Source organism: Parahaemophilus parainfluenzae, from assembly GCF_001055095.1.
GTDB lineage: Bacteria > Pseudomonadota > Gammaproteobacteria > Enterobacterales > Pasteurellaceae > Haemophilus_D > Haemophilus_D parainfluenzae_Z.
In genome coordinates this window covers 111,505-133,530 of sequence record NZ_JVHG01000023.1, presented here as the reverse complement: position 1 = coordinate 133,530, position 22,026 = coordinate 111,505, and the positions used below count along the sequence as shown (strand labels likewise).

15 protein-coding genes are annotated in these 22,026 nt (G+C 42.6%); 7 read left to right on the top strand and 8 right to left on the bottom strand.

Annotation, left to right across the window (positions count from 1 at the left end):
• The first annotated feature begins 106 nt into the window (after positions 1–106).
• A complete protein-coding gene (locus tag ADA56_RS06380) occupies positions 107–1,870 on the top strand; it encodes a monovalent cation:proton antiporter-2 (CPA2) family protein (RefSeq protein WP_049369854.1) in 1,764 nt (587 codons plus the stop codon).
• Between the two features lie 215 nt (positions 1,871–2,085).
• On the opposite strand, the gene ADA56_RS06375 is transcribed toward ADA56_RS06380, so the two are convergent.
• The gene (locus ADA56_RS06375) at positions 2,086–2,553 is read right to left on the bottom strand and encodes a single-stranded DNA-binding protein (protein ID WP_005699508.1); all 468 of its coding nucleotides are present in this window, start codon (positions 2,551–2,553) and stop codon (positions 2,086–2,088) included.
• Between the two features lie 162 nt (positions 2,554–2,715).
• On the opposite strand from ADA56_RS06375, the gene uvrA reads away from it, so the two are divergent.
• Positions 2,716–5,547: an excinuclease ABC subunit UvrA gene (gene uvrA, locus ADA56_RS06370; RefSeq protein ID WP_049369853.1), complete on the top strand. Its 2,832-nt coding sequence runs from the start codon at positions 2,716–2,718 to the stop codon at positions 5,545–5,547.
• Positions 5,548–5,603: 56 nt separating this feature from the next.
• On the opposite strand, the gene ADA56_RS06365 is transcribed toward uvrA, so the two are convergent.
• The 3 genes from ADA56_RS06365 to rarD all read right to left on the bottom strand — a co-directional run bounded on the left by ADA56_RS06365 (position 5,604) and on the right by rarD (position 9,318).
• On the bottom strand, positions 5,604–7,130 hold the full coding sequence (locus tag ADA56_RS06365) for a DHA2 family efflux MFS transporter permease subunit (protein WP_049369852.1): 1,527 nt from the start codon (positions 7,128–7,130) through the stop codon (positions 5,604–5,606).
• A gap of 8 nt (positions 7,131–7,138) precedes the next feature.
• On the bottom strand, positions 7,139–8,308 hold the full coding sequence (locus ADA56_RS06360) for an EmrA/EmrK family multidrug efflux transporter periplasmic adaptor subunit (protein ID WP_049369851.1): 1,170 nt from the start codon (positions 8,306–8,308) through the stop codon (positions 7,139–7,141).
• Between the two features lie 134 nt (positions 8,309–8,442).
• Entirely contained in the window at positions 8,443–9,318 is an 876-nt protein-coding gene (gene rarD / locus ADA56_RS06355; RefSeq protein ID WP_080972347.1) for an EamA family transporter RarD, read from the bottom strand.
• 131 nt (positions 9,319–9,449) lie between these two features.
• On the opposite strand from rarD, the gene ADA56_RS06350 reads away from it, so the two are divergent.
• Positions 9,450–9,908: an Lrp/AsnC family transcriptional regulator gene (locus ADA56_RS06350; protein ID WP_032822534.1), complete on the top strand. Its 459-nt coding sequence runs from the start codon at positions 9,450–9,452 to the stop codon at positions 9,906–9,908.
• Between the two features lie 62 nt (positions 9,909–9,970).
• Here ADA56_RS06350 and nhaA read toward each other — a convergent pair whose 3' ends face one another.
• Entirely contained in the window at positions 9,971–11,155 is a 1,185-nt protein-coding gene (gene nhaA / locus ADA56_RS06345) for a Na+/H+ antiporter NhaA (protein ID WP_049369849.1), read from the bottom strand.
• 210 nt (positions 11,156–11,365) lie between these two features.
• Here nhaA and brnQ point away from each other — a divergent pair, with 210 nt between their 5' ends.
• Positions 11,366–12,667, top strand: coding sequence for a branched-chain amino acid transport system II carrier protein (gene brnQ / locus ADA56_RS06340; protein WP_049369848.1), 1,302 nt, complete (start codon positions 11,366–11,368; stop codon positions 12,665–12,667).
• A gap of 66 nt (positions 12,668–12,733) precedes the next feature.
• Here the strand turns inward: brnQ and rlmB are convergent, their stop codons facing one another.
• The 3 genes from rlmB to rpsT form a co-directional block, all read right to left on the bottom strand.
• Positions 12,734–13,474 (bottom strand): 23S rRNA (guanosine(2251)-2'-O)-methyltransferase RlmB, encoded by a 741-nt coding sequence (rlmB, locus tag ADA56_RS06335; protein ID WP_005698098.1) that lies wholly within the window; start codon positions 13,472–13,474, stop codon positions 12,734–12,736.
• A 79-nt stretch (positions 13,475–13,553) separates the two neighbouring features.
• Positions 13,554–15,899 carry a ribonuclease R gene (gene rnr / locus ADA56_RS06330; protein WP_049369847.1) on the bottom strand — a complete coding sequence of 782 codons (2,346 nt, stop codon included), beginning with the start codon at positions 15,897–15,899 and terminating at the stop codon, positions 13,554–13,556.
• 160 nt (positions 15,900–16,059) lie between these two features.
• Positions 16,060–16,323 (bottom strand): 30S ribosomal protein S20, encoded by a 264-nt coding sequence (rpsT, locus tag ADA56_RS06325; protein ID WP_005695217.1) that lies wholly within the window; start codon positions 16,321–16,323, stop codon positions 16,060–16,062.
• A 266-nt stretch (positions 16,324–16,589) separates the two neighbouring features.
• On the opposite strand from rpsT, the gene murJ reads away from it, so the two are divergent.
• From murJ to ileS, 3 genes are read left to right on the top strand one after another with little or no spacing between them, the layout of a single operon-like run.
• Complete coding sequence (gene murJ / locus ADA56_RS06320; protein WP_049369846.1) at positions 16,590–18,164, top strand: murein biosynthesis integral membrane protein MurJ; 1,575 nt, start codon at positions 16,590–16,592, stop codon at positions 18,162–18,164.
• Between the two features lie 50 nt (positions 18,165–18,214).
• Positions 18,215–19,141, top strand: a complete 927-nt coding sequence (gene ribF / locus ADA56_RS06315; protein ID WP_049369845.1) for a bifunctional riboflavin kinase/FAD synthetase — start codon at positions 18,215–18,217, stop codon at positions 19,139–19,141.
• Between the two features lie 32 nt (positions 19,142–19,173).
• Positions 19,174–21,999, top strand: coding sequence for an isoleucine--tRNA ligase (gene ileS / locus ADA56_RS06310; RefSeq protein WP_049369844.1), 2,826 nt, complete (start codon positions 19,174–19,176; stop codon positions 21,997–21,999).
• Positions 22,000–22,026 lie beyond the last annotated feature (27 nt).

The following is a 22,026-nucleotide window of genomic DNA, read 5'->3' as shown; positions in this document are numbered from 1 at the left end:
GACCGCACTCTTCTTAGAGGAAGCCGTCAAATGACGACTTTTTTGTGTTACGGCGATTTTCCTTTATAATACGAAAAATTTTTATGAATTAACAAAGGCAGGAATTATGGCGGTAGAAGCAGCTGACGGCGATTTATTGCACGTGGTGGTGTTATTGGGGGCGGCGGTAGTTGCCGTGCCGTTATTTAAACGTTTAGGTCTAGGCTCGATTCTGGGTTATTTGGCTGCGGGGCTGGTTATCGGACCCTTCGGATTAAAGCTCATTACCGATTCCCACGCTATTTTGCATATTGCGGAATTCGGCGTGGTGATGTTTCTGTTTTTGATCGGGCTGGAAATGAAGCCGTCGCATTTATGGAAATTGCGTAATCAGATTTTCGGCTTGGGTACCCTGCAGGTGACGCTTTCCAGTCTGTTCCTTACCCTAATCGGGCTAGCTTACGGTTTTTCTTTAGTGATGTCGTTTATTGCGGCGGTAGGTTTTACACTCACCTCCACCGCAATGGTCATGCAGATTATGGACGAACGTCATGAAATCAGCACACCGCAAGGTCAGCGCATTGTCTCCATTTTGCTGTTTGAAGATTTGCTGATTGTGCCCATGCTGGCGATTGTAGCATTTCTAGCGCCCGATAATCCCAATGCCGTTGCCGATGCCGTACCGCTATGGCAGAAAATCGGTGTTGCCGCGCTTTCTTTGGCAGCGTTGATTGCGACAGGTATTTGGCTGCTCAATCCGCTGTTTAAAATTCTGGCAAAATCCAAAGCACGCGAGGTGATGACTGCCGCCGCGCTGCTGGTGGTACTCGGTGCGGCTTATTTAATGGAGCTGGGCGGTCTGTCTATGGCGATGGGTGCGTTTCTGGCGGGAGTGCTGCTGTCGGAATCCGACTTCCGTCATCAGCTTGAAGCGGATATCGAACCGTTCCGAGGCCTTTTGCTCGGGCTGTTTTTCTTAGCTGTCGGGATGTCGCTGGATGTGGCAACGGTGCTCAATAACTGGAAGGTAATTCTTTCCGCCACTGTACTGATGATTATCTTGAAATGCTTTGCCATTTATGGAGTGGCGCGTTTTGCCAAAGCAAGCCATTTCACCGCGATACACCGCGCCGTACTGATGTCGCAGGGCGGTGAATTCGCCTTCGTATTACTCGCCTCCGCTGCCGCACAACGGGCGATTAATGCGGAAGTGCTAGCGAATATGACGGCAATCGTGGTGCTCTCCATGATTACGACACCCTTCAGCGTTATGCTGTTCGACCGCTATTTCAAAGAACCCAGCGCAGCTGCGGCAGTGGACGATGTGGAAGAACATGCGGGCGAACTCAACGGCAACGTGCTGATTATCGGATTCGGGCGCATGGGGCAGGTGGTCAGCCAAATGCCGCTAGCCTACGGTGCCACCATTTCCATTCTGGACAACGATCCCGACATCATCAACGTCGCACGCGAATACGGTTTCAAAGTCTATTACGGCGAAGCCACCCGCGCCGACGTGCTGCATGCCAGCGGCGTGGAACACACCGACATCGTAGCGGTATGCGTGGACAACGGAGAAAGTGCGGTCAGAATTGTGGAAAATATTCATCATATCAACCCGAACGCCAAGGTGTTCGTGCGCGCCTGGGACAGACGCAATGCGCTGGCCCTAGTGAAAGCGGAAGCGGATTTCGTAGTGCGCGAAACCTTCTATTCTTCCATGAAAATGGGCGATGAAATCGTCAAGGCATTGGGTGCTAGCGTGCAGGAATTACGTGCCGTACACGACAAAGTACGCGACGCCGACAAAGAACGCTTCGCTTTGGAAATTGCCGGCAAGGAATTTGAAGGGCGCAGATTACTGTTGGGGAATATAAAGAAAAATTCGTAAAATAGAGCGCACTTTTGTAGCTAACTTTTGTAGCTACAAGCGATGGAATTTAAGCGAAAAATTGCAAAAATTCCACCGCACTTTTTACGCCCAAGAGCGGTCAAATTTTCAGGTGTTTTTGCTAAAAGTTATAAAAATCTGACTGCTTGCATGTATAGAAAAAGCGTTGTTCTAGTCACATAGAACAACGCTTTTATTTTTAAATTATATGTAACTTAGAATGGAATGTTGTCGTCAAATGCGTCCATTGGTGGCTCAGCTTGTGGTGTTGGCGCAGATTGTGCTGGACGAGATTGATAGCTTGGTTGTGGTGCTGATTGAGCTGGTGCATAACCGCCCATCTCTTGATTACGACCACCTAACATTTGTAAGTTATCACCTTGGATTTCAGTGGTGTAACGATCTTGACCATTGTTATCTTGCCATTTACGGGTTTTTAAACGACCTTCAACATAAACTTGTGAACCTTTGCGTAAGTATTGTCCCGCAATTTCCGCTAAACGACGATATAACACGATACGGTGCCATTCGGTCACTTCACGGCGTTCGCCTGTGTTTTTATCTGTCCAGCTTTCACTTGTTGCCACGCTGATATTTGCTACCGCTTCGCCATTTGGCATCGTGCGGATTTCAGGATCATTACCTAAATTACCCACGATGATTACTTTATTAATACCTGCCATAGAATCCTCTATATTTTAGAAATAAGGTGAAAAATTTTGGCTATTTTGCCTTAAAAGAAACAAAAGATCCATAAAAATTAACTGGATATTTGCACAGATATTGAAATATGCGATAATAGTCGCAATTTTTGAATTTATTTTCTTAAGGCAATCGCTTTTTTTATGGATACTATCGACATTCGTGGGGCTAGAACTCACAACCTTAAAAACATCAATTTAACCATTCCGCGCGATAAATTAATTGTGATAACAGGCTTGTCCGGTTCGGGCAAATCTTCTTTAGCATTTGATACGCTTTATGCGGAAGGGCAGCGTCGTTATGTGGAATCGCTCTCTGCTTACGCGCGTCAGTTCCTTTCTTTGATGGAAAAACCTGATGTGGATTCGATTGAGGGCTTGTCGCCAGCGATTTCTATTGAGCAAAAATCCACTTCTCATAACCCGCGTTCAACCGTGGGCACGATCACCGAAATTTACGATTACCTGCGTTTGCTGTTTGCTCGAGTAGGGGAGCCACGTTGTCCGGATCATGATGTGCCATTAACGGCACAAACCATCAGCCAAATGGTGGATAAAGTTTTAAGTCTGCCTGAAGAAAGCAAAATGATGTTGCTTGCGCCCGTGGTGAAAAACCGTAAAGGTGAGCATGTTAAGTTGTTAGATAGCTTGGCGGCACAAGGTTATATTCGCGCAAGAATTGATGGTGAGATTTGTGATTTATCTGATCCACCAGAACTTGCTTTACAGAAAAAACATACCATTGAAGTGGTGGTAGATCGCTTTAAAGTGCGGTCAGATTTAGCTACACGTTTGGCAGAATCCTTTGAAACGGCTTTGGAGCTTTCTGGTGGTACAGCAGTTGTGGCGGATATGGATAATCCTAAGGCTGAAGAATTGGTTTTCTCGGCAAACTTTGCTTGTCCGCATTGTGGTTATTCTGTACCGGAATTAGAGCCTCGCTTATTCTCATTTAATAACCCGGCAGGGGCGTGTCCGACTTGTGATGGGTTAGGTGTTCAGCAGTTCTTCGATGAAAGCCGTGTGGTACAAAATGAAAGCATTTCCCTTGCAGGCGGTGCGGTAAAAGGTTGGGATCGTCGCAATTTCTATTACTATCAAATGCTTACCTCGTTAGCGAAACATTATAAATTTGATATTGAAACGCCATACGAAGATTTGCCACAAAAAATTAAAGATATTGTGATGCACGGTTCAGGCAAGGAAGAAATTGAATTCCAATACATGAACGACCGTGGCGATGTGGTGATCCGCAAACATCCTTTTGAAGGGATTTTAAATAATATGGCGCGCCGTTATAAAGAAACGGAATCCATGTCTGTACGCGAAGAATTGGCGAAAAATATCAGTAACCGTCCTTGTGCAGATTGTGGCGGCTCTCGTCTTCGCCCTGAAGCTCGTAACGTGTATATCGGTAATATTAACTTGCCACAAATTTCAGAGAAAAGTATTGGTGAAAGCCTTGAGTTTTTCCAAGGGCTTACTTTAACCGGTCAAAAAGCACAAATTGCAGAAAAAATCCTGAAAGAGATCAGAGAGCGGTTAGAATTTTTAGTGAATGTGGGCTTGAATTATCTTTCCCTTTCTCGTTCAGCCGAAACCCTTTCAGGTGGTGAAGCGCAACGTATTCGTCTTGCAAGTCAGATTGGTGCAGGTTTAGTGGGGGTCATGTATGTGTTGGACGAACCTTCTATCGGTTTGCATCAACGCGATAATGAACGTCTGTTAAATACGCTGATTCATTTGCGTAATTTGGGTAACACCGTAATTGTGGTGGAACATGATGAAGACGCCATTCGAGAAGCCGATCATATTATTGATATTGGCCCTGGCGCGGGTGTACACGGTGGCCAAGTGATCGCACAAGGCACAGCCAAAGAGATTATGGCAAACCCAAATTCAATTACAGGTAAGTTCTTATCGGGTGAAGAAAAAATCGAAATTCCGAAAAAACGAACCGCACTTGATAAAAGCAAACTTTTAAAATTAAAAGGCGCGACAGGGAATAACCTGAAAGGCGTGAATTTAGAAATTCCAGTGGGCTTATTTACTTGTATCACGGGGGTATCAGGTTCAGGCAAATCAACGCTAATCAATGATACCTTATTCCCACTGGCTCAAAATGCTTTAAATCGTGCGGAAAAAACGGATTTTGCGCCTTATAAATCCATTGAAGGCTTGGAGTATTTCGATAAAGTGATCGATATTAACCAAAGCCCGATCGGTCGTACACCGCGTTCTAACCCAGCGACTTACACGGGATTATTTACCCCAATTCGTGAATTATTTGCGGGCGTGCCAGAAGCGCGTGCGCGTGGTTATAACCCTGGTCGTTTTAGCTTTAACGTGCGTGGTGGACGTTGTGAAGCGTGCCAAGGTGATGGCGTGCTAAAAGTGGAAATGCACTTCTTGCCGGATGTGTATGTACCTTGTGATCAATGTAAAGGTAAACGCTATAACCGTGAAACCTTGGAAATCCGATACAAAGGTAAAACCATCCACCAAGTGTTGGATATGACGGTGGAAGAAGCGCGCGAGTTTTTTGATGCCATCCCAATGATTGCGCGTAAACTACAAACCTTGATGGATGTGGGCTTGTCTTATATTCGTCTGGGGCAGTCTTCTACCACACTTTCAGGTGGTGAGGCGCAACGCGTTAAGTTAGCGACAGAGCTTTCAAAACGCGATACTGGTAAAACTCTTTATATTTTGGATGAGCCAACAACCGGTCTACATTTTGCCGATATTAAACAGCTTCTCGAGGTGTTACATCGCTTACGTGATCAAGGCAATACCATCGTGGTGATCGAACACAACTTAGATGTGATCAAAACCGCAGACTGGATTGTGGATCTTGGTCCTGAAGGGGGCAGTGGCGGTGGTCAAATCATCGCGACTGGCACACCGGAAGACGTGGCTAAAGTCAAAGGTTCGCATACCGCGAGATTCCTCAAAGACATCTTAGCAAAAGGCTAGAAAAAACAACCGCACTTTTGAACATCATCAAAGTGCGGTTATTTTTTTGAGGTTTTTTAATGGCGATTTCCAAAAGGTGGTTTGGCGAACCAGACGATAACAAATAATGCTAAGAAAATTATCGCAGATAACCAGAAGATCTCATTAGCGCCAATAATAAAGCCTTGAGCGGTGATTTGTTTCGCGAGGTAGGTGGCAGTTTGTTCTTCACTTAAACCCAAACTTGTCATGGTTTGGAAGAATTGTTGGGAAATCGGGTTGTATGGATTAATCGCTTCCGTGAGTTGAGTATGATGCACGGCTTCGCGGTTATACCACATAAAGGTTGTGAGGGATGTTCCCACTGAGCCGGCAAGGGTTCGAAGGAAATTAAATAAGCTTGATGCCGAAGCCATTTTTTCTGGTGGTAAACCCGAAAGCGTGATGGTGGTCAGCGGCATAAAGAAGCAGGCGACCGCTAAACCTTGCACAAATTGTGGCAATGCAACATCGGCAAAGGTCATGCTAGGCTCAAAGGTCACGGCTCGCCAATAGAAAGTTAGGGCATAAACCATAAAGCTGATCGTGACTAAAATTCGCATATCAATTTTATGCCCAAATTTACCGATGATAGGAGACAGTAAAATCGGTAATAATCCCACTGGGGCAGCTGCGAGCCCTGCCCAGGTGGCGGTGTAGCCATAAACTTGTTGGAGTAGAAGTGGGATAAGCACAACAGACCCTAAATACACCAAAAAGGCGAGACTGGTTGAAAGGCAGCCTACGCTAAAATTGCGTGATTTGAACAGTGAAATATCTACAACGGGATTGTCATCAGTGAGTTCCCAAATGGTGAGTGCAATCAAACACACGACCGCAATCACGGTGAGAACAATAATCTCCGTTGAATTAAACCAATCTTGCTCTCTTCCTTGGTCCAGCATTAATTGTAAACAACCTACGCCGAGAACCAGTAAAACAAGCCCTACGGTATCAATAGGTTGATGAGAAATTTGGCTTTCTCGATTGCCTAGAATCTTCCAACTCATTAAGACGACGGCCAATCCAATGGGGACATTGATGAAAAAGATCCAACCCCAATGAATATTATCGCTGATCCAACCGCCTAAAATTGGACCACAAATCGGGGCGACCACTATCGTCATTGACCAAAAAGCCAATGCCATTCCGCGTTTTTCTGGCGGGTAGTTATTTAATAATAAACTTTGAGAAAGGGGAATGATGGGACCCGCTACTGCACCTTGAAGGACACGAAAAATGATCAACATTTCCAAACTGTGTGAAATGCCACAAAGCCAAGAGGCCAACACGAATAATAAGGTTGAGATTAAAAATAACCGCACTTCACCAAAACGTTTTGCTAGCCAGCCTGTAATCGGAATTGAAATAGCATTTGCCACACCAAACGAGGTGATCACCCAGGTTCCTTGACTCGACGACGCACCCAAATCACCAGCAATAGTTGGAATGGCTACGTTGGCGATGGTGGAGTCTAACACGAGCATAAAGGTGGCTAATGAAAGCACCAATGTGAGCATCGCTAACGCACCGCCTTGTAGCGGCTTGAAATGAGATTGCGGCATAACGAAACCTAATAGCTATTGTCGCGAATAATAGATTCGATCAAATTATTGACCGCACTTTCATCATATTGCAGCACATTCGTGGAATAAAGCGTTGTGGTTGGTGCTTGGTTACGCAAGGTTTCGCCTTGGCTATCACTCACATCCACTTTCACGGTGGCAGAAAGTCCAATACGTAATGGGTTTTCAGCCAGTTGTTGAGGATCTAATTGAATACGCACAGGCACGCGTTGCACCACTTTGATCCAGTTACCGGTCGCATTTTGAGTAGGCAATAATGAGAATGCACTGCCTGTACCCATTTCAATTCCGACAACTTTACCATCAAAGGTTTTATCTTTTCCGTAGAGATCGAAGTGAATTTTAACCGGTTGACCAATTCGCATATGGGTTAATTGTGTTTCTTTGAAGTTGGCGTCTAACCACATTTGATCGGTGGTAACCACTGCCATTAAAGCGCCACCAACAGAAACTGCTTGTCCTACTTGCGCATTGCGACGAGCCACATAGCCTTTAATTGGACTGCGGATTTTTGTGCGTTCTAAATTCAACCAAGCTTGTTTCAAATTACTGACCGCACTTTGAATTTGGGGTTGTTCACTTAAAGGCCCGTCTAGCAATAAGGCTTGATTAGCCTCAAGTTGGTTTTGTGAAGTCGTTAAGTTTGCTTTGGCAAGCTCAACCGCTTCTTTGGCGTGTTGGAAAGATTCTTTATCAATCGCCCCATCTTTGACTAATTGCACACGACGGTTCAAGTTTCCTTGTGCTTGAGCAAGGGTGATTTCATTCGCACGAACGGCGGATTTCAATTGTTTTACAGTGTAATTTAGTTGAGAAATTTGGCGAACCGCATTGGCTAAATTGCTTTTAGCTTGCTCAAAACTTAATTTGGCGTTGGTATCATCCAGTTCTAATAACACGTCACCCGCTTGTACGGGATCCATATTATCGACATTAATTTTCGCAATATTTCCTGCCACCTGTGCTGAGACCATCACCTGATTGCCGCTGACATAGGCATCTTCTGTTTCTTCAAAACCTTTAATAAAGAAAAACCAATAAGCCGCAGAACCGATTGCAATCAGAAGAAGCAAAAGAATAAAAATGGAAAGCCCTTTTTTACGTTGTTGAGATTTATTATTTGAGGAAGTTGGTGTATCTGTTTGTTGTTCGGACATAACGCAAGCCTTATTGGAAAATGCTGAAGTAAAAAGGCTTCAGTCTATAAAATATGAATGTCCGTTCATTATGAACGTGAATTAGAATTATTTCAAGAATGCCCGCGATTGTTTAGATAAAAGTGCGGTCAATTTTAATGACGTTTTTTCATTAAGCCATTTACGCCTAGCAAAATCAAACTGGTCCAAATCGGCACATAAGTGAAGTAATCGGATGGGGAAACTTGTGTGTTGAGCCAAAATATCGCAATTAAAAAGAGCAAAGTAGGTTCGAGATAACTGAGAACGGCGAACACACTGACCGGAATTTGTTGACTTGATTTTAAATTGGCAGACAAACCGATTGCACTCACTAAACCTAATGCAGGCAATAAATACCAATATCGGCTTTCACTGATTACAAAAGAAAATTGCTGTTCTTGTATGATCAAATAAATGATACAAGGAATGGCAATGAAGCACACATCGAGCGTGATGCCTTGCAATGCGGGGATCTTCATGGCTTTACGGCTTAAATAATAATAGGGATAAACTAGGCACACCCAGAGGCTGCTCCATGAAAAGGTTTGATTGTGCCAAAGCTCATGTGCCACACCGCAGGCGGCGATACATAAAGCGATGATTTGAATGGTGGAAAGGGTTTCTTTCAGCCAAATGCGTCCCAGTAATGCCATTACTAGTGGGAATAAGAAATACCCCATTGCAATGTTTACGCCCTCGCCATTAACTGGCGCCCACATAAATAACCAAAATTGACTGCCAGCATCAAGTGTACCGAGCAAAAACAACATCCAACGTTTTTTGTTTTTGCCTAAGGTTTCATTGACTAATTTTGATAATGAACGACAACCTACGGTTGGGAAGATAATCAAAAAGAGTCCAAATACCATCATGACCATTCGCCAAGCAAACACATCCGTGCCGTTAAGCGGCTGTAGCCATAAGCTGAATAGATATAGCAATCCAAATAAAAATTGCGAGATGATGCCGAGAAAAATACCTTGAGCCATTTTTATATTTCCTTAGGTTTGATAACGTCATTATAAAAGTCTGTCGTGGTAAATTTTCTCAATATAAAATGATTGGTGATTATTTTTCTCAAGTTTGAGCGTTATTTTGCATTTATTTTCAAGGTGTAAACATGGAATTAGATAAATTAGATCGGGATATTTTAAATATCCTCCAACAAGATGCGACTTTGCCATTAAAAGAGCTTGCGGAAAAAGTGCATAGCTCGGTAGCAACCTGTCAGCGTCGAATTCAATTACTGACAGAAAAAGGGGTTATTACCAAGCAAGTGGCGGTGGTATCGCCAAAGGCAGTGGGTAGAGGCATTAGTGTTTTTGTGATGGTGGAAATGGATAATCAACATTCCCGCTTTCAAGAGTTATTTGAACGGAAAATGCGACAAGAAACCGATGTGGTGAGCTGTTATGAAATTTCCGGCGATTATGATTTTATGCTGCTTATTCACGCTGAAAGCATGGAAAGCTACCATTCATTTACCCGTCGCGTTCTAACCGGTGAATATCATGTTCGTACTTATAAAAGTTTATTTGTTATGAATTTTACCAAAGCGGAGAGTGGGATTTTGTTGTAGTTGTGTAAATAAAAAAGAAAATCCTTTGCTAAAGTGGCAAAGGATTTTTTATTAAGACGTGATTATCTTGGTAACCTTGTTGTGGCTTTTAACGCGATATACCCCACAATCGCAGAAACAGTGGAACCTAATAAGATCCCTAATCGAGAAAGGGAGCTAATGCTTTCACCAGCATCAGCGTTGAAGGCTAGGCTTGCTAAGAACATCGACATAGTGAAACCGATACCGCATAAAATCGCTACGGCAAAAATTTGTTTAAAATTGATGCCTTGTGGTAGTTTTGCAATGCCAAGTTTAACGGAAAGATAACTGAAACCAAATACACCCAGCGGTTTTCCGATAATTAAGCCAAGAGAAATCGCGAGTAATAATGGTGATGTCAGCATGCTGAGATCAATACCATCAAAGCTTACACCCGCATTAGCAAACGCAAATAATGGCAGGATAACAAAGGATGACCAAGGGGCAAGTATGTGCTCAAAGTCATGTAACGGTGTTTCGCCATTTTTGCCTTTCAATGGAATACAAAATCCGATGATAACGCCAGCAAGGGTAGCATGCACGCCTGATTTTAATACCGAAGCCCATAAGATTGTTCCCACTACCATATAGGCACAAAGTGCGGTCACTTTAAAGCGATTTAATGCGATAAGTACAACAATAGCAACTGCAGCAAAGATGAGTGCTTGTACACTTAATCCGTGTGAGAAAAACAGTGCAATAACGACAATGGCGCCTAAGTCATCAATAATGGCTAAAGCAAGTAAGAAGATTTTTAGTGGGAGTGGCACTTGTTTACTTAATAACGCCATGATTCCAAGTGCAAAGGCAATGTCTGTTGCCATTGGAATAGCCCAGCCATCGGCTAAAGCGGGATCGTGTTGGGCGATAAATACATAAACTAATGCAGGAATAATCAGTCCCCCCACCGCTGCAATAGCGGGGAAAATCGCTTGTTGATAGCTTGAAAGGGAGCCTTCAAATAATTCTTTTTTGACTTCCATTCCTACTAAAACAAAGAATACCGCCATAAAACCATCGTTAATCCAATGGATTAAGGTTTTATCAATGGAAAAAGATCCTACTTGAATGCTGACTGGTAAATTTAAAAAGTCATTATAGGTTTGATTAAGCGGTGAGTTGACTAATAGCATTGCGACTACCGCTGAGAAAAGTAATAAAATTCCGCCAGCTGATTCTAATTTTAAAAAACGCTGAATTTGTTGAGTCAAACTAAGTTTATTCATTCATTCTCTCCTAAAAAAGTAATAAAAAATAATAAAGCTTAGATACTATCACAAATTTACTGATTTTGGAAAAAGCGTCGGTGGATAATGTGAGATTTAATCGGAGTGTGATAGATTTCGTGATCTATTTCACAAAATTTATTTTCATTTTTGGAATAAAAAAACAATTTAATAGTAAAATCCTTAAAATTTATTTATTCGAGAATACTTATGTTTTCAAAAAAAGACATCATCGTATTAGGCATGATGATTTTTGCTTTATTTTTAGGCGCAGGAAATATTATTTTTCCACCGATGGAAGGTTACTCCGCAGGTAACCATTGGGCAACTGCTTCGCTAGGATTTGTGATAACAGGCGTACTCATGCCATTTATTACATTGGTTGTCGTGTCAGTATTAGGACGTGGTGAAGAACTGACTAAGGACTTACCCAAGTGGGTAGGTGTAGCCTTTTTAACCATTCTTTATTTAGTCATCGGTTCAACCTTTGCCATGCCTCGAATTACCAATGTCGCTTATGAAATGGCATGGTTACCATTGGGGCTCGTTGAAGATAGTGCGACGACACGTCTGATTTTCTCTGTGATCTTTAATATTATCGCAATGGGATTCATGATTCGCCCAAGTACCATTATTTCAACGGTGGGTGAAGTGATGACGCCAGCATTATTGGTATTATTACTCGTTGTTGGGATCACGGTTTTTGTTTCACCTCTTTCTGACATTGTTGCCCCGTCGCAAGCGTATGCCGAGAATTCAGCATTAACTACAGGATTAATTAGTGGTTATCAAACGATGGATGTACTGGCTGCGATTGCCTTTGGTGGCATTGTTGCACGGGCGTTGTCTGCAAAAAATGTGACCAATCCACAAAAGATTGTTCAATATACGATTTCAGCGGGTTTTGTCTCTGTCATTTTATTAGCTTGTCTATATTTTGCCTTATTCTATTTAGGGGCGACTTCTGATGCTGTGGCACAAGGTGCAACAAATGGCGGCCAAATTTTCTCTCGTTATGTGAACAGTTTATTTGGCACGGCGGGAACCTGGATTATGGCGGGTATTATCACTTTAGCAAGCTTAACTACATTAGTGGGCGTAACCAGTGCGTGTGGTGATTATTTCTCCAAGTTTTCGACACGTTTTTCTTATCCATTTTGGATTGTCTTCTTCACCGCCATGACGACAATTATTTCACAATATGGCTTAACAAAATTACTCCGAGTGACAATTCCAGCCTTGTTGTTGATTTACCCAATGGCGATCATGTTAGTGGTTTTACAGCTTGTGCGTAATAAATTGCCTTCTATTCGATTGAGCTATTACGTAACCATCTTTGTAACGGTTTGTTTTAGTTTGGTTGATAGTTTGAAAAACTTAGATGTTTTGCCTGAAGGGTTGCATCAAGTCATGATTCATTTCCCGCTTTACTCACAAGGATTAGCTTGGTTGGTGCCTGCATTATGTACTTTACTGCTCTCCATACTATTAGGGAAAACCATTTCCAAATAACAAAAATGCCGACAATGATTTGTCGGCATTTTTTTATATCAAGTGCGGTCGTTTTTTCACGCGTTTTTAGGCGGCTAGACGTTGTCTCACAATTTCAAATAAACATACACCTGTTGCAACAGAAACATTCAGGGATGAAACTGAGCCCGCCATTGGAATACTAATGAGTTGATCGCAGTGCTCACGGGTAAGGCGACGCATGCCTTCACCTTCGGCTCCCATCACTAAAGCAAGAGAACCAGTAAGTTTACTTTGATAAATGGTTTCTGTTGCTTCACCAGCTGTACCCACTACCCAAATATTATGATTTTGTTGTAGATCTCTTAAAGTACGCGCTAAGTTAGTCACACGAATTAATGGCACAGTCTCCGCAGCACCACAAGCCACTTTACGTGCGATAGAAGTGAGTTGAGCGGATTTATCTTTTGGCACAATAACAGCGCTCACACCAGCAGCATCTGCAGTACGTAAACAGGCCCCCAGGTTATGGGGATCTGTCACACCATCAAGCACCAATAAAAGTGGATTTTGTTTACGAGTAAGAAGTTCATCCAGATCATGTTCATTCAGCTCTTTCGCTTCTTGCACACGCGCAATCACACCTTGATGCACTTCACCGTTGGATTTTTTATCTAATGTTTGGCGGTTTACAAATTGCACCGCAATGCCTAAAGCATAGAGCTCATTGAGTAAGGGTTGTAGGCGTTTATCTTCACGGCCTTTCAGCACAAACACTTCAATTAAACGTTCAGGGCTATTTGCTAAAATGCTGTTTACAGCATGGATACCATAGATATTTTCTGACATAGGGTTCTCTTATTTATTCTTTTTTGTCATTATCCTCCCTCTTTAGCAAAGAGGGGCCAGGGGAGATTGGGTAAAAATATTATTTCTTCCGTTTTCTAGTCGGTTTCTTAGAAACATCTTTATTTTTAACCGCACTTTTACGTTTTTTTGACGCTTTAGGTGGCAGTTCCTTAAAGACTTTTTTGGCTTTTTGTTTCGCCGTTTTGCCAACACGACGTGGTTTTCTGGCACTTTCGATTAAGCTGAAATCCACCATTTTTTGTTCTAAATGAACGGCGACCACGCGAATTTTAACTTTATCACCAAGGCGGTAGATCATACCACTATTTTCACCGATTAAACGTTGTTTAGCTGCATCAAATTGATAGTAGTCGTTATCTAAAGTGGAAATATGGACTAAGCCGTCAATGAATAAATCATCTAAACGTACGAATAAGCCAAAGCCCGTTACAGATGAGATCACTCCGCTAAATTCAGCCCCTACGTGATCTTGCATATATTCACATTTCAGCCAATCAGCTACTTCACGAGTGGCATCATCGGCACGGCGTTCGGTCATCGAGCAGTGATCGCCTAATAAATCCATTTCATCAAAGGAATAGTGATAGCCGCCAGTATCTGTTGTTTTACGTTTAGCGCCTTTTTCTTTTGCTAATAAATATTTAATTCCACGATGAAGGGTTAAATCTGGATAGCGACGAATCGGGGAAGTGAAGTGTGCATATTCCTCTAACGCCAAACCAAAGTGGCCGACATTATCCGCATGATAAACCGCTTGGCTTAATGAACGAAGCAACATGGTTTGAATGAGTTCGTGATCCGGACGATCTTTCACTTGCTCTAACAATTTTGCATAATCTTTTGTGGTCGGTTTCATGCCGCCTTCAAGGCTTAAACCGCATTCACTTAAGAATGCACGGAAAGACGTCAGTTTTTCTTCACTCGGTGTGGCATGAATACGATAGAGTGCAGGCTCTTTATGCTTTTCCATAAAGTTTGCTGCTGCAATATTTGCAAGAATCATGCATTCTTCAATGATTTTGTGAGCATCATTTCGCGCAACGGGTTCAATGCGATCAATTCGTCCCATGGCATTGAAAATAAATTTGGTTTCGATGGTTTCAAAATCGATGGCACCACGTTGTTTGCGTGCATTGAGTAATGCTTGATAGAGATGATGCAGTTCTTCTAAATGTGGTACTAGCCCTTGATAACGGGTGCGGAGCTCATCATCGCCGTCTAAAATTGCCGCGACTTTCGTATAGGTTAAACGTGCATGAGAATTCATTACCGCTTCATAAAAATGATAGTCCGTGAGTTTACCTTTGGCAGAAATGTGCATTTCACACACCATACACAAGCGATCAACTTGTGGATTCAGTGAACATAATCCGTTGGATAAAATTTCCGGTAGCATTGGCACGACACGATTTGGGAAGTAAACGGAGTTACCACGGTTATAAGCTTCAGTATCTAATGCAGAACGTAAACGCACATAATAGCTGACATCGGCAATCGCCACCCAAAGCTTCCAGCCTTTACCGCTTTTTTCGCAATATACGGCATCATCAAAATCACGTGCATCTTCGCCATCAATGGTAACCAGTGGCAGATTGCGTAAATCCACACGGCCTTTTTTTGCTTCTTCAGGCACTTCTTCCGTGAATTTTTTAACGTATTTTTCGACCGCACTTGGGAATTGGTGAGGAATGTCATGATTACGAAGGGCGATCTCCACTTCCATCCCTTTTGCCATATTGTCACCCAGAATTTCAGTGATGATGCCAACAGGTTGAGTAAAGGAGGCCGATCGCTCTTGCAATTCAACCACCACAACTTGTCCCATTCTTGCACCATTGCGGTGCTCATTAGGGACTAAAATATCTCGTCCGATACGACTATCATCAGGCACCACATAGCTAAAACCATTTTCTAAGAAGAAACGGCCGACAATTTGTTTTTTACGACTTTCAAGTACGCGAACAATACGGACTTCACGGCGACCACGACGATCCAAGCCAGCAGGCTGTGCTAACACAAAATCACCATGCATTACACGTTGCATTTGGTGATGAGGAATAAAGAGATCCTCTTTTTTGCCTTCGACTTGTAAAAAGCCATAGCCTTCGCGATGGCCAATGACCATGCCTTTGAATAAATCCAATTTTTCAGGCAAGGCATAGCGTTTACGTTTAGTGAAAACTAATTGTCCATCATTCTCCATGGCGCGTAAGCGGCGGCGCATAGCTTCTTGTTGTTCGTCACTTTTAATTGAAAGTGCGGTCAGAATTTCTTCCCGACTCATCGGGGTATTATTTTCACGGATAATTTGCAGAATGTAGTCTCTGCTTGGGATCGGATTACCGTATTTGGCTAATTCTTTTTGATAATTTGGATCCGCTTTTTTAAAAGATTTTTTGGTCATTTATTGTTTATTTTATGATTAATTTTTAAGTTGTGGGGTAGTTTACAGGTTAAAGGGGGGAATGCAAGCTTGTTATCAGACGTTTATGGCAGGACGGTTTAAGACAAACAAAAACCGCACCAAAGTGCGGTTTTATTTTTAAGCTGTTTTAATGCTTTAATTACGCTAATTTTTTGATTTGAGCAGCTAATTTAGCTTTGTGGTTTGCTGCTTTGTTAGCGTGGATTAAGCCTTTAGAAGCCATACGGTCAACAACTTTTTGCATTTCAACGAATGCTGCTTCAGCTGCTGCTTTTTCACCTGCTGCTACTTGAGCATATACTTTTTTGATGTAAGTACGCATCATAGAGCGTTGGCTTGCGTTGTGTTGGCGGCGTTTTTCAGATTGAACCGCACGTTTTTTTGCTGACTTGATATTAGCCAAGGTCAAACTCCTAAAATTTCTGTTAGATGATTATGACAAAATAAGGGCGTAGAATATGCCGATTTTTTATACTTTTGTCAATGAATAATTTGTGTTGATTTCGGTGAGACACAACCGAAAGTAAGCATCGTTATTTAAAAAAAGCGCTTTCTATTGGCTCACACAAACGATGTGGGCAGGATTTTATCAGTTTTTTTCGTTGGAATATAGCGTAAAAACAAAAATTCTATACAATTAAGGCAAATTTTTTTGAAGAGACCCCTATTTTGAGTAAACGACTTTTAAAATCCGGCATTATCGTGAGTGGGATGACATTAGTGTCCCGTGTGTTAGGTTTAGTCCGCGATGTGGTAATTGCCCATTTAATCGGTGCAGGTGCGGCGGCAGACGTGTTTCTATTCGCTAACCGTATCCCAAACTTTTTACGTCGTTTATTTGCGGAAGGCGCATTTTCTCAAGCCTTTGTACCCGTATTAGCCGAATATCAAAAATCGGGCGATCTTTCTAAAACCCGTGAATTTATCGGGAAAGTGTCGGGCACGCTAGGCGGGTTAGTCAGTATTGTTACTTTGCTTGCCATGGTGGGATCACCTGTTGTTGCGGCGATCTTTGGGATGGGCTGGTTTACCGATTGGCTAAATGACGGACCCGATGCGCACAAATTTGAACAAGCGTCTTTACTCTTAAAAATTACTTTTCCTTATTTATGGTTTGTCACCTTTGTGGCACTTTCTGGGGCAATTTTAAATACGATAGGCAAATTTGGCGTGATGTCGTTTTCGCCTGTTTTACTCAATATCGCCATGATTGCGACCGCACTTTTCCTCGCGCCAAGATTAGACAATCCTGATCTTGCCCTTGCTATCGGGATCTTCTTAGGCGGTTTATTACAATTTTTATTCCAAATCCCTTTCTTGAAGAAAGCCGGCTTGCTCGTAAAACCAAAATGGGCATGGCATGATGAAGGGGTGGTTAAAATTCGTCGATTAATGATTCCAGCTTTGTTCGGGGTTTCCGTAAGTCAAATCAACTTATTGCTTGATACGGTCATTGCCAGTTTCTTAATGACGGGCTCCATTAGTTGGCTTTATTATTCTGATCGTTTATTAGAGTTTCCACTTGGGCTATTTGGTATCGCAATTTCCACCGTGATTTTACCGACACTTGCTCGCCATCATGTGAATCGCGAAGATAATTCTTCCCAAAGTGCGGTTGATTTTCGCAACACCATGGACTGGGGCGTACGAATGATTTTATTACTCGGTGTGCCTGCCGCGATTGGTATTGCCGTGTTAGCCCAGCCGATGTTACTGGTATTGTTTATGCGTGGCAGTTTTACCTTAACCGATGTGCATGCAGCCTCTTATTCTTTATGGGCATTCAATGCCGGTTTACTTAGCTTTATGCTGATTAAGATCTTGGCTAATGGCTATTACGCACGCCAAGACACTAAAACGCCCGTGAAAATCGGGATTATCGCCATGGTGAGCAATATGGGCTTTAACGTATTGGCGATTCCATTTAGTTATGTGGGTTTAGCGATTGCTTCTGCCATGTCAGCAACCTTAAATGCTTATTTGCTTTATCGTGGTTTAGCTAAAGAGGATGTATACCATTTTTCACGTAAAAGTGCGGTCTTTTTTCTGAAAGTTTTAGGCGCCGCCTTAGCCATGGGTGGTTTGGTTTGGTATAACTGCCCGTCGATTCAAGAATGGGCAGCCATGACATTTTTAATGCGTATCTATTGGTTGGTTTGGTTAATTGGACTGGCTGCGGTGGTTTATTTAGGCGTATTGGTGCTCTTGGGTGTTCGTAAACACCATTTACTGACAAAACATTAAGTTACCGCTATAATGCACCGATTATTTTTCGTTTTTTGGAATAAGATGTAATGCAATTAATTCGTGGGCTTCATAATTCACAGCCATATTTGTCAGGGTGCGCATTAACCATTGGCAATTTTGATGGCGTGCATTTGGGGCATCAGGCGATTTTGCGTCATCTTCGTCAGAAAGCGAATGCGTTGAATTTACCCATGGCGGTGATGCTTTTCGAGCCGCAACCGCGCGAATATTTTATGGGCGACAAAGCCCCTGCGCGTTTAATGCGATTAAGAGATAAATTGCATTATTTGGCTCAGGCGGGTGTGGATGTGGTGATCGTCGCGAAATTTGACCGCACTTTCGCTAATCTTCCTGCAGAACAATTCATTGAAGATTGGCTTGTACGCAAATTAAATGTGAAGTTTCTCAGTATCGGAGATGATTTCAGATTTGGTGCGAAACGTTTAGGCAATTTTGCGATGTTGCAACAAGCTGGAAAACAGTTTGGTTTTGAAGTTGAAGACAGCCGCACCTTCTGTTTAGACGAGTTACGTATTAGTAGCACCGCTATCCGTGAAGCGCTGGCTAAAGATGATTTACAGCATGCGGAAAATTTACTCGGTAAGCCTTATCGTATTTTTGGACGAGTGATACACGGCAATAAATTAGGGCGAACCATTGGTTTTCCTACCGCGAATGTTCGCTTACATCGCCAAGTAAACCCTGTAAAAGGGGTTTATGCGGTGAAAGTGCGGTTAAAATCGGGCGAGATTTTTAACGGCGTTGCCAACATGGGAAAACGCCCAACGATTAACGGTACGATGCAATTATTAGAAGTCCATTTATTTGATTTTTCTCAGAATATTTATGGGCAAATGGTTGAAGTGGAATTCTGCCATAAGATTAGAGATGAGATAAAGTTTCCGTCTTTTGAAGTGTTGAAAGCGCAAATTGAACAAGACGTAAAAACAGCAAAAGCATTTTTTGCAAAATAGAATTATATTGAAATATAAAATTGGAAAATAACATGACAGTTGATTACAAAAACACGTTAAATTTACCTGAAACAGGTTTCCCAATGCGTGGCGATCTAGCCAAACGCGAACCTGTAATGTTAAAAAATTGGTATGACAAACAGTTGTATCAAAAAATCCGCCAAGCGACGAAAGGTAAAAAATCCTTTATTTTGCACGATGGCCCTCCGTATGCGAACGGCAATATTCATATCGGTCACGCCGTTAATAAAATTCTGAAAGATATTATTGTTAAATCCAAAACCGCATTAGGTTTTGACTCGCCTTATATCCCAGGTTGGGACTGTCATGGCTTGCCAATTGAATTAAAAGTAGAAGGTTTGGTAGGTAAGCCAAACGAGAAAGTGACTGCAGCTGAATTCCGCCAAAAATGCCGAGAATATGCGGCAGAGCAAGTAGAAGGGCAGAAAAAAGACTTTATCCGTTTAGGTGTGTTAGGCGATTGGGATAATCCTTATTTAACGATGAACTTCAATACTGAAGCAAACATCATCCGTACACTCGGTAAAGTGATTGCGAATGGTCACTTATACAAAGGTTCAAAACCTGTGCACTGGTGTTTGGATTGTGGCTCTTCTTTAGCGGAAGCGGAAGTGGAATACGAAGACAAAGTTTCTCCGTCTATCTATGTTCGTTTCCCAGCAGTAAGTGCGGTTGAAATTGAAGAGAAATTTAACGCAGTAGGCAAAGGCCATGGCAAATTATCTGCAGTGATTTGGACAACCACACCTTGGACAATGCCATCTAACCGTGCGATTTCGGTAAATGCAGACTTAGAATACAACTTAGTACAACTTGGCGATGAACGTGTGATTTTAGCTGCTGAATTAGTTGAATCCGTAGCGAAAGCCGTGGGCGTAGAACAAGTCGAAATTTTAGGTTCAGTAAAAGGTCAAGAGCTTGAGTTACTACGCTTTAACCATCCGTTCTATGATTTCACTGTGCCGGTGATTTTAGGTGATCACGTGACCACTGATGGCGGTACAGGTTTAGTACATACCGCACCGGATCATGGTTTGGACGACTTTATTGTAGGACAAAAATATAATTTACCAATGGCAGGTCTTGTATCGAATGACGGTAAATTTATTTCAACCACTGAATTCTTTGCAGGCAAAGGCGTATTTGAAGCCAATCCATTGGTTGTTGAAAAATTGCAAGAAGTGGGCAACTTATTAAAAGTTGAGAAAATCAAACACAGCTATCCACACTGCTGGCGTCACAAAACCCCGATTATTTTCCGTGCGACACCACAATGGTTTATCGGGATGGAAACACAAGGCTTACGCCAACAAGCATTAGGCGAAATCAAAGGTGTACGTTGGATTCCAGATTGGGGTCAAGCACGTATCGAAAAAATGGTTGAAAACCGTCCTGACTGGTGTATTTCTCGTCAACGTACTTGGGGTGTGCCGATGACTTTATTCGTGCACAAAGAAACCGAAGAACTTCATCCGCGTACTTTAGAGTTACTTGAAGAAGTGGCGAGACGTGTAGAGAAAGCCGGTATTCAAGCATGGTGGGATTTAGACGAAAAAGAATTATTAGGTGCTGACGCAGAAACCTATCGCAAAGTGCCTGATACCCTTGACGTATGGTTTGACTCAGGATCAACCTATTCTTCCGTTGTCGCAAATCGCCCAGAATTTAACGGTCAAGATATCGACATGTATTTAGAAGGTTCTGACCAACACCGTGGTTGGTTTATGTCTTCTTTAATGCTTTCTACGGCAACAGACAGCAAAGCACCATACAAACAAGTATTAACTCATGGCTTCACGGTGGATGGTCAAGGCCGTAAGATGTCAAAATCTATCGGTAACATCGTGACACCACAAGAAGTCATGGATAAATTTGGTGGTGACATTTTACGTTTATGGGTTGCTTCCACCGACTATACCGGTGAAATGACCGTTTCTGATGAGATCTTAAAACGTGCAGCGGACAGCTATCGTCGTATTCGTAATACGGCACGTTTCTTACTAGCTAACTTGAATGGTTTTGATCCGCAACGTGATGCCGTTAAACCGGAAGACATGATTAGCTTGGATCGTTGGGCAGTAGCTTGTGCGTTAGAGGCACAAAAAGAAATCAAAGAGGCGTACGATAACTATCAATTCCACACAGTAGTACAACGTTTAATGCGTTTCTGTTCTGTGGAAATGGGCTCGTTCTACCTTGATATTATCAAAGACCGTCAATATACCACCAAAGCAGACAGCCTTGCGCGTCGTAGCTGCCAAACAGCGTTATGGCACATTGCGGAAGCTTTAGTACGTTGGATGGCACCAATCTTGTCATTCACGGCAGATGAAATTTGGGGCTACTTGCCACAAACCGCGACGCCACGTGCTGAATTCGTCTTCACTGAAGAATTCTACGAAGGCTTATTTGGCTTAGGTGAGAATGAAAAATTAGATGATGCTTACTGGCAACAACTGATTAAAGTTCGTTCTGAAGTGAACCGTGTATTAGAAATCGCCCGTAACGACAAAGTGATCGGTGGTGGTTTAGAAGCAGAAGTAACGGTTTATGCAAACGATGAATATCGAGCATTGTTAGAACAATTAGGCAATGAATTACGTTTCGTGTTAATTACCTCAAAAGCGGAAGTGAAACCATTAGCTGACAAACCTGCGGATGTGGCTGCGGGCGAGTTAGAGGGAATTGCGGTAAGCGTCGCACGTTCTCACGGTGAAAAATGTCCACGTTGCTGGCATTATTCTGACAAAATCGGTGTGAACCCTGAACATCCTACACTTTGTCCACGTTGTGTGGAAAACGTAGCAGGTAACGGTGAAGTCCGTCAGTTCGCGTAAGCTTAACATCATGAAGCAAAAGAGCGG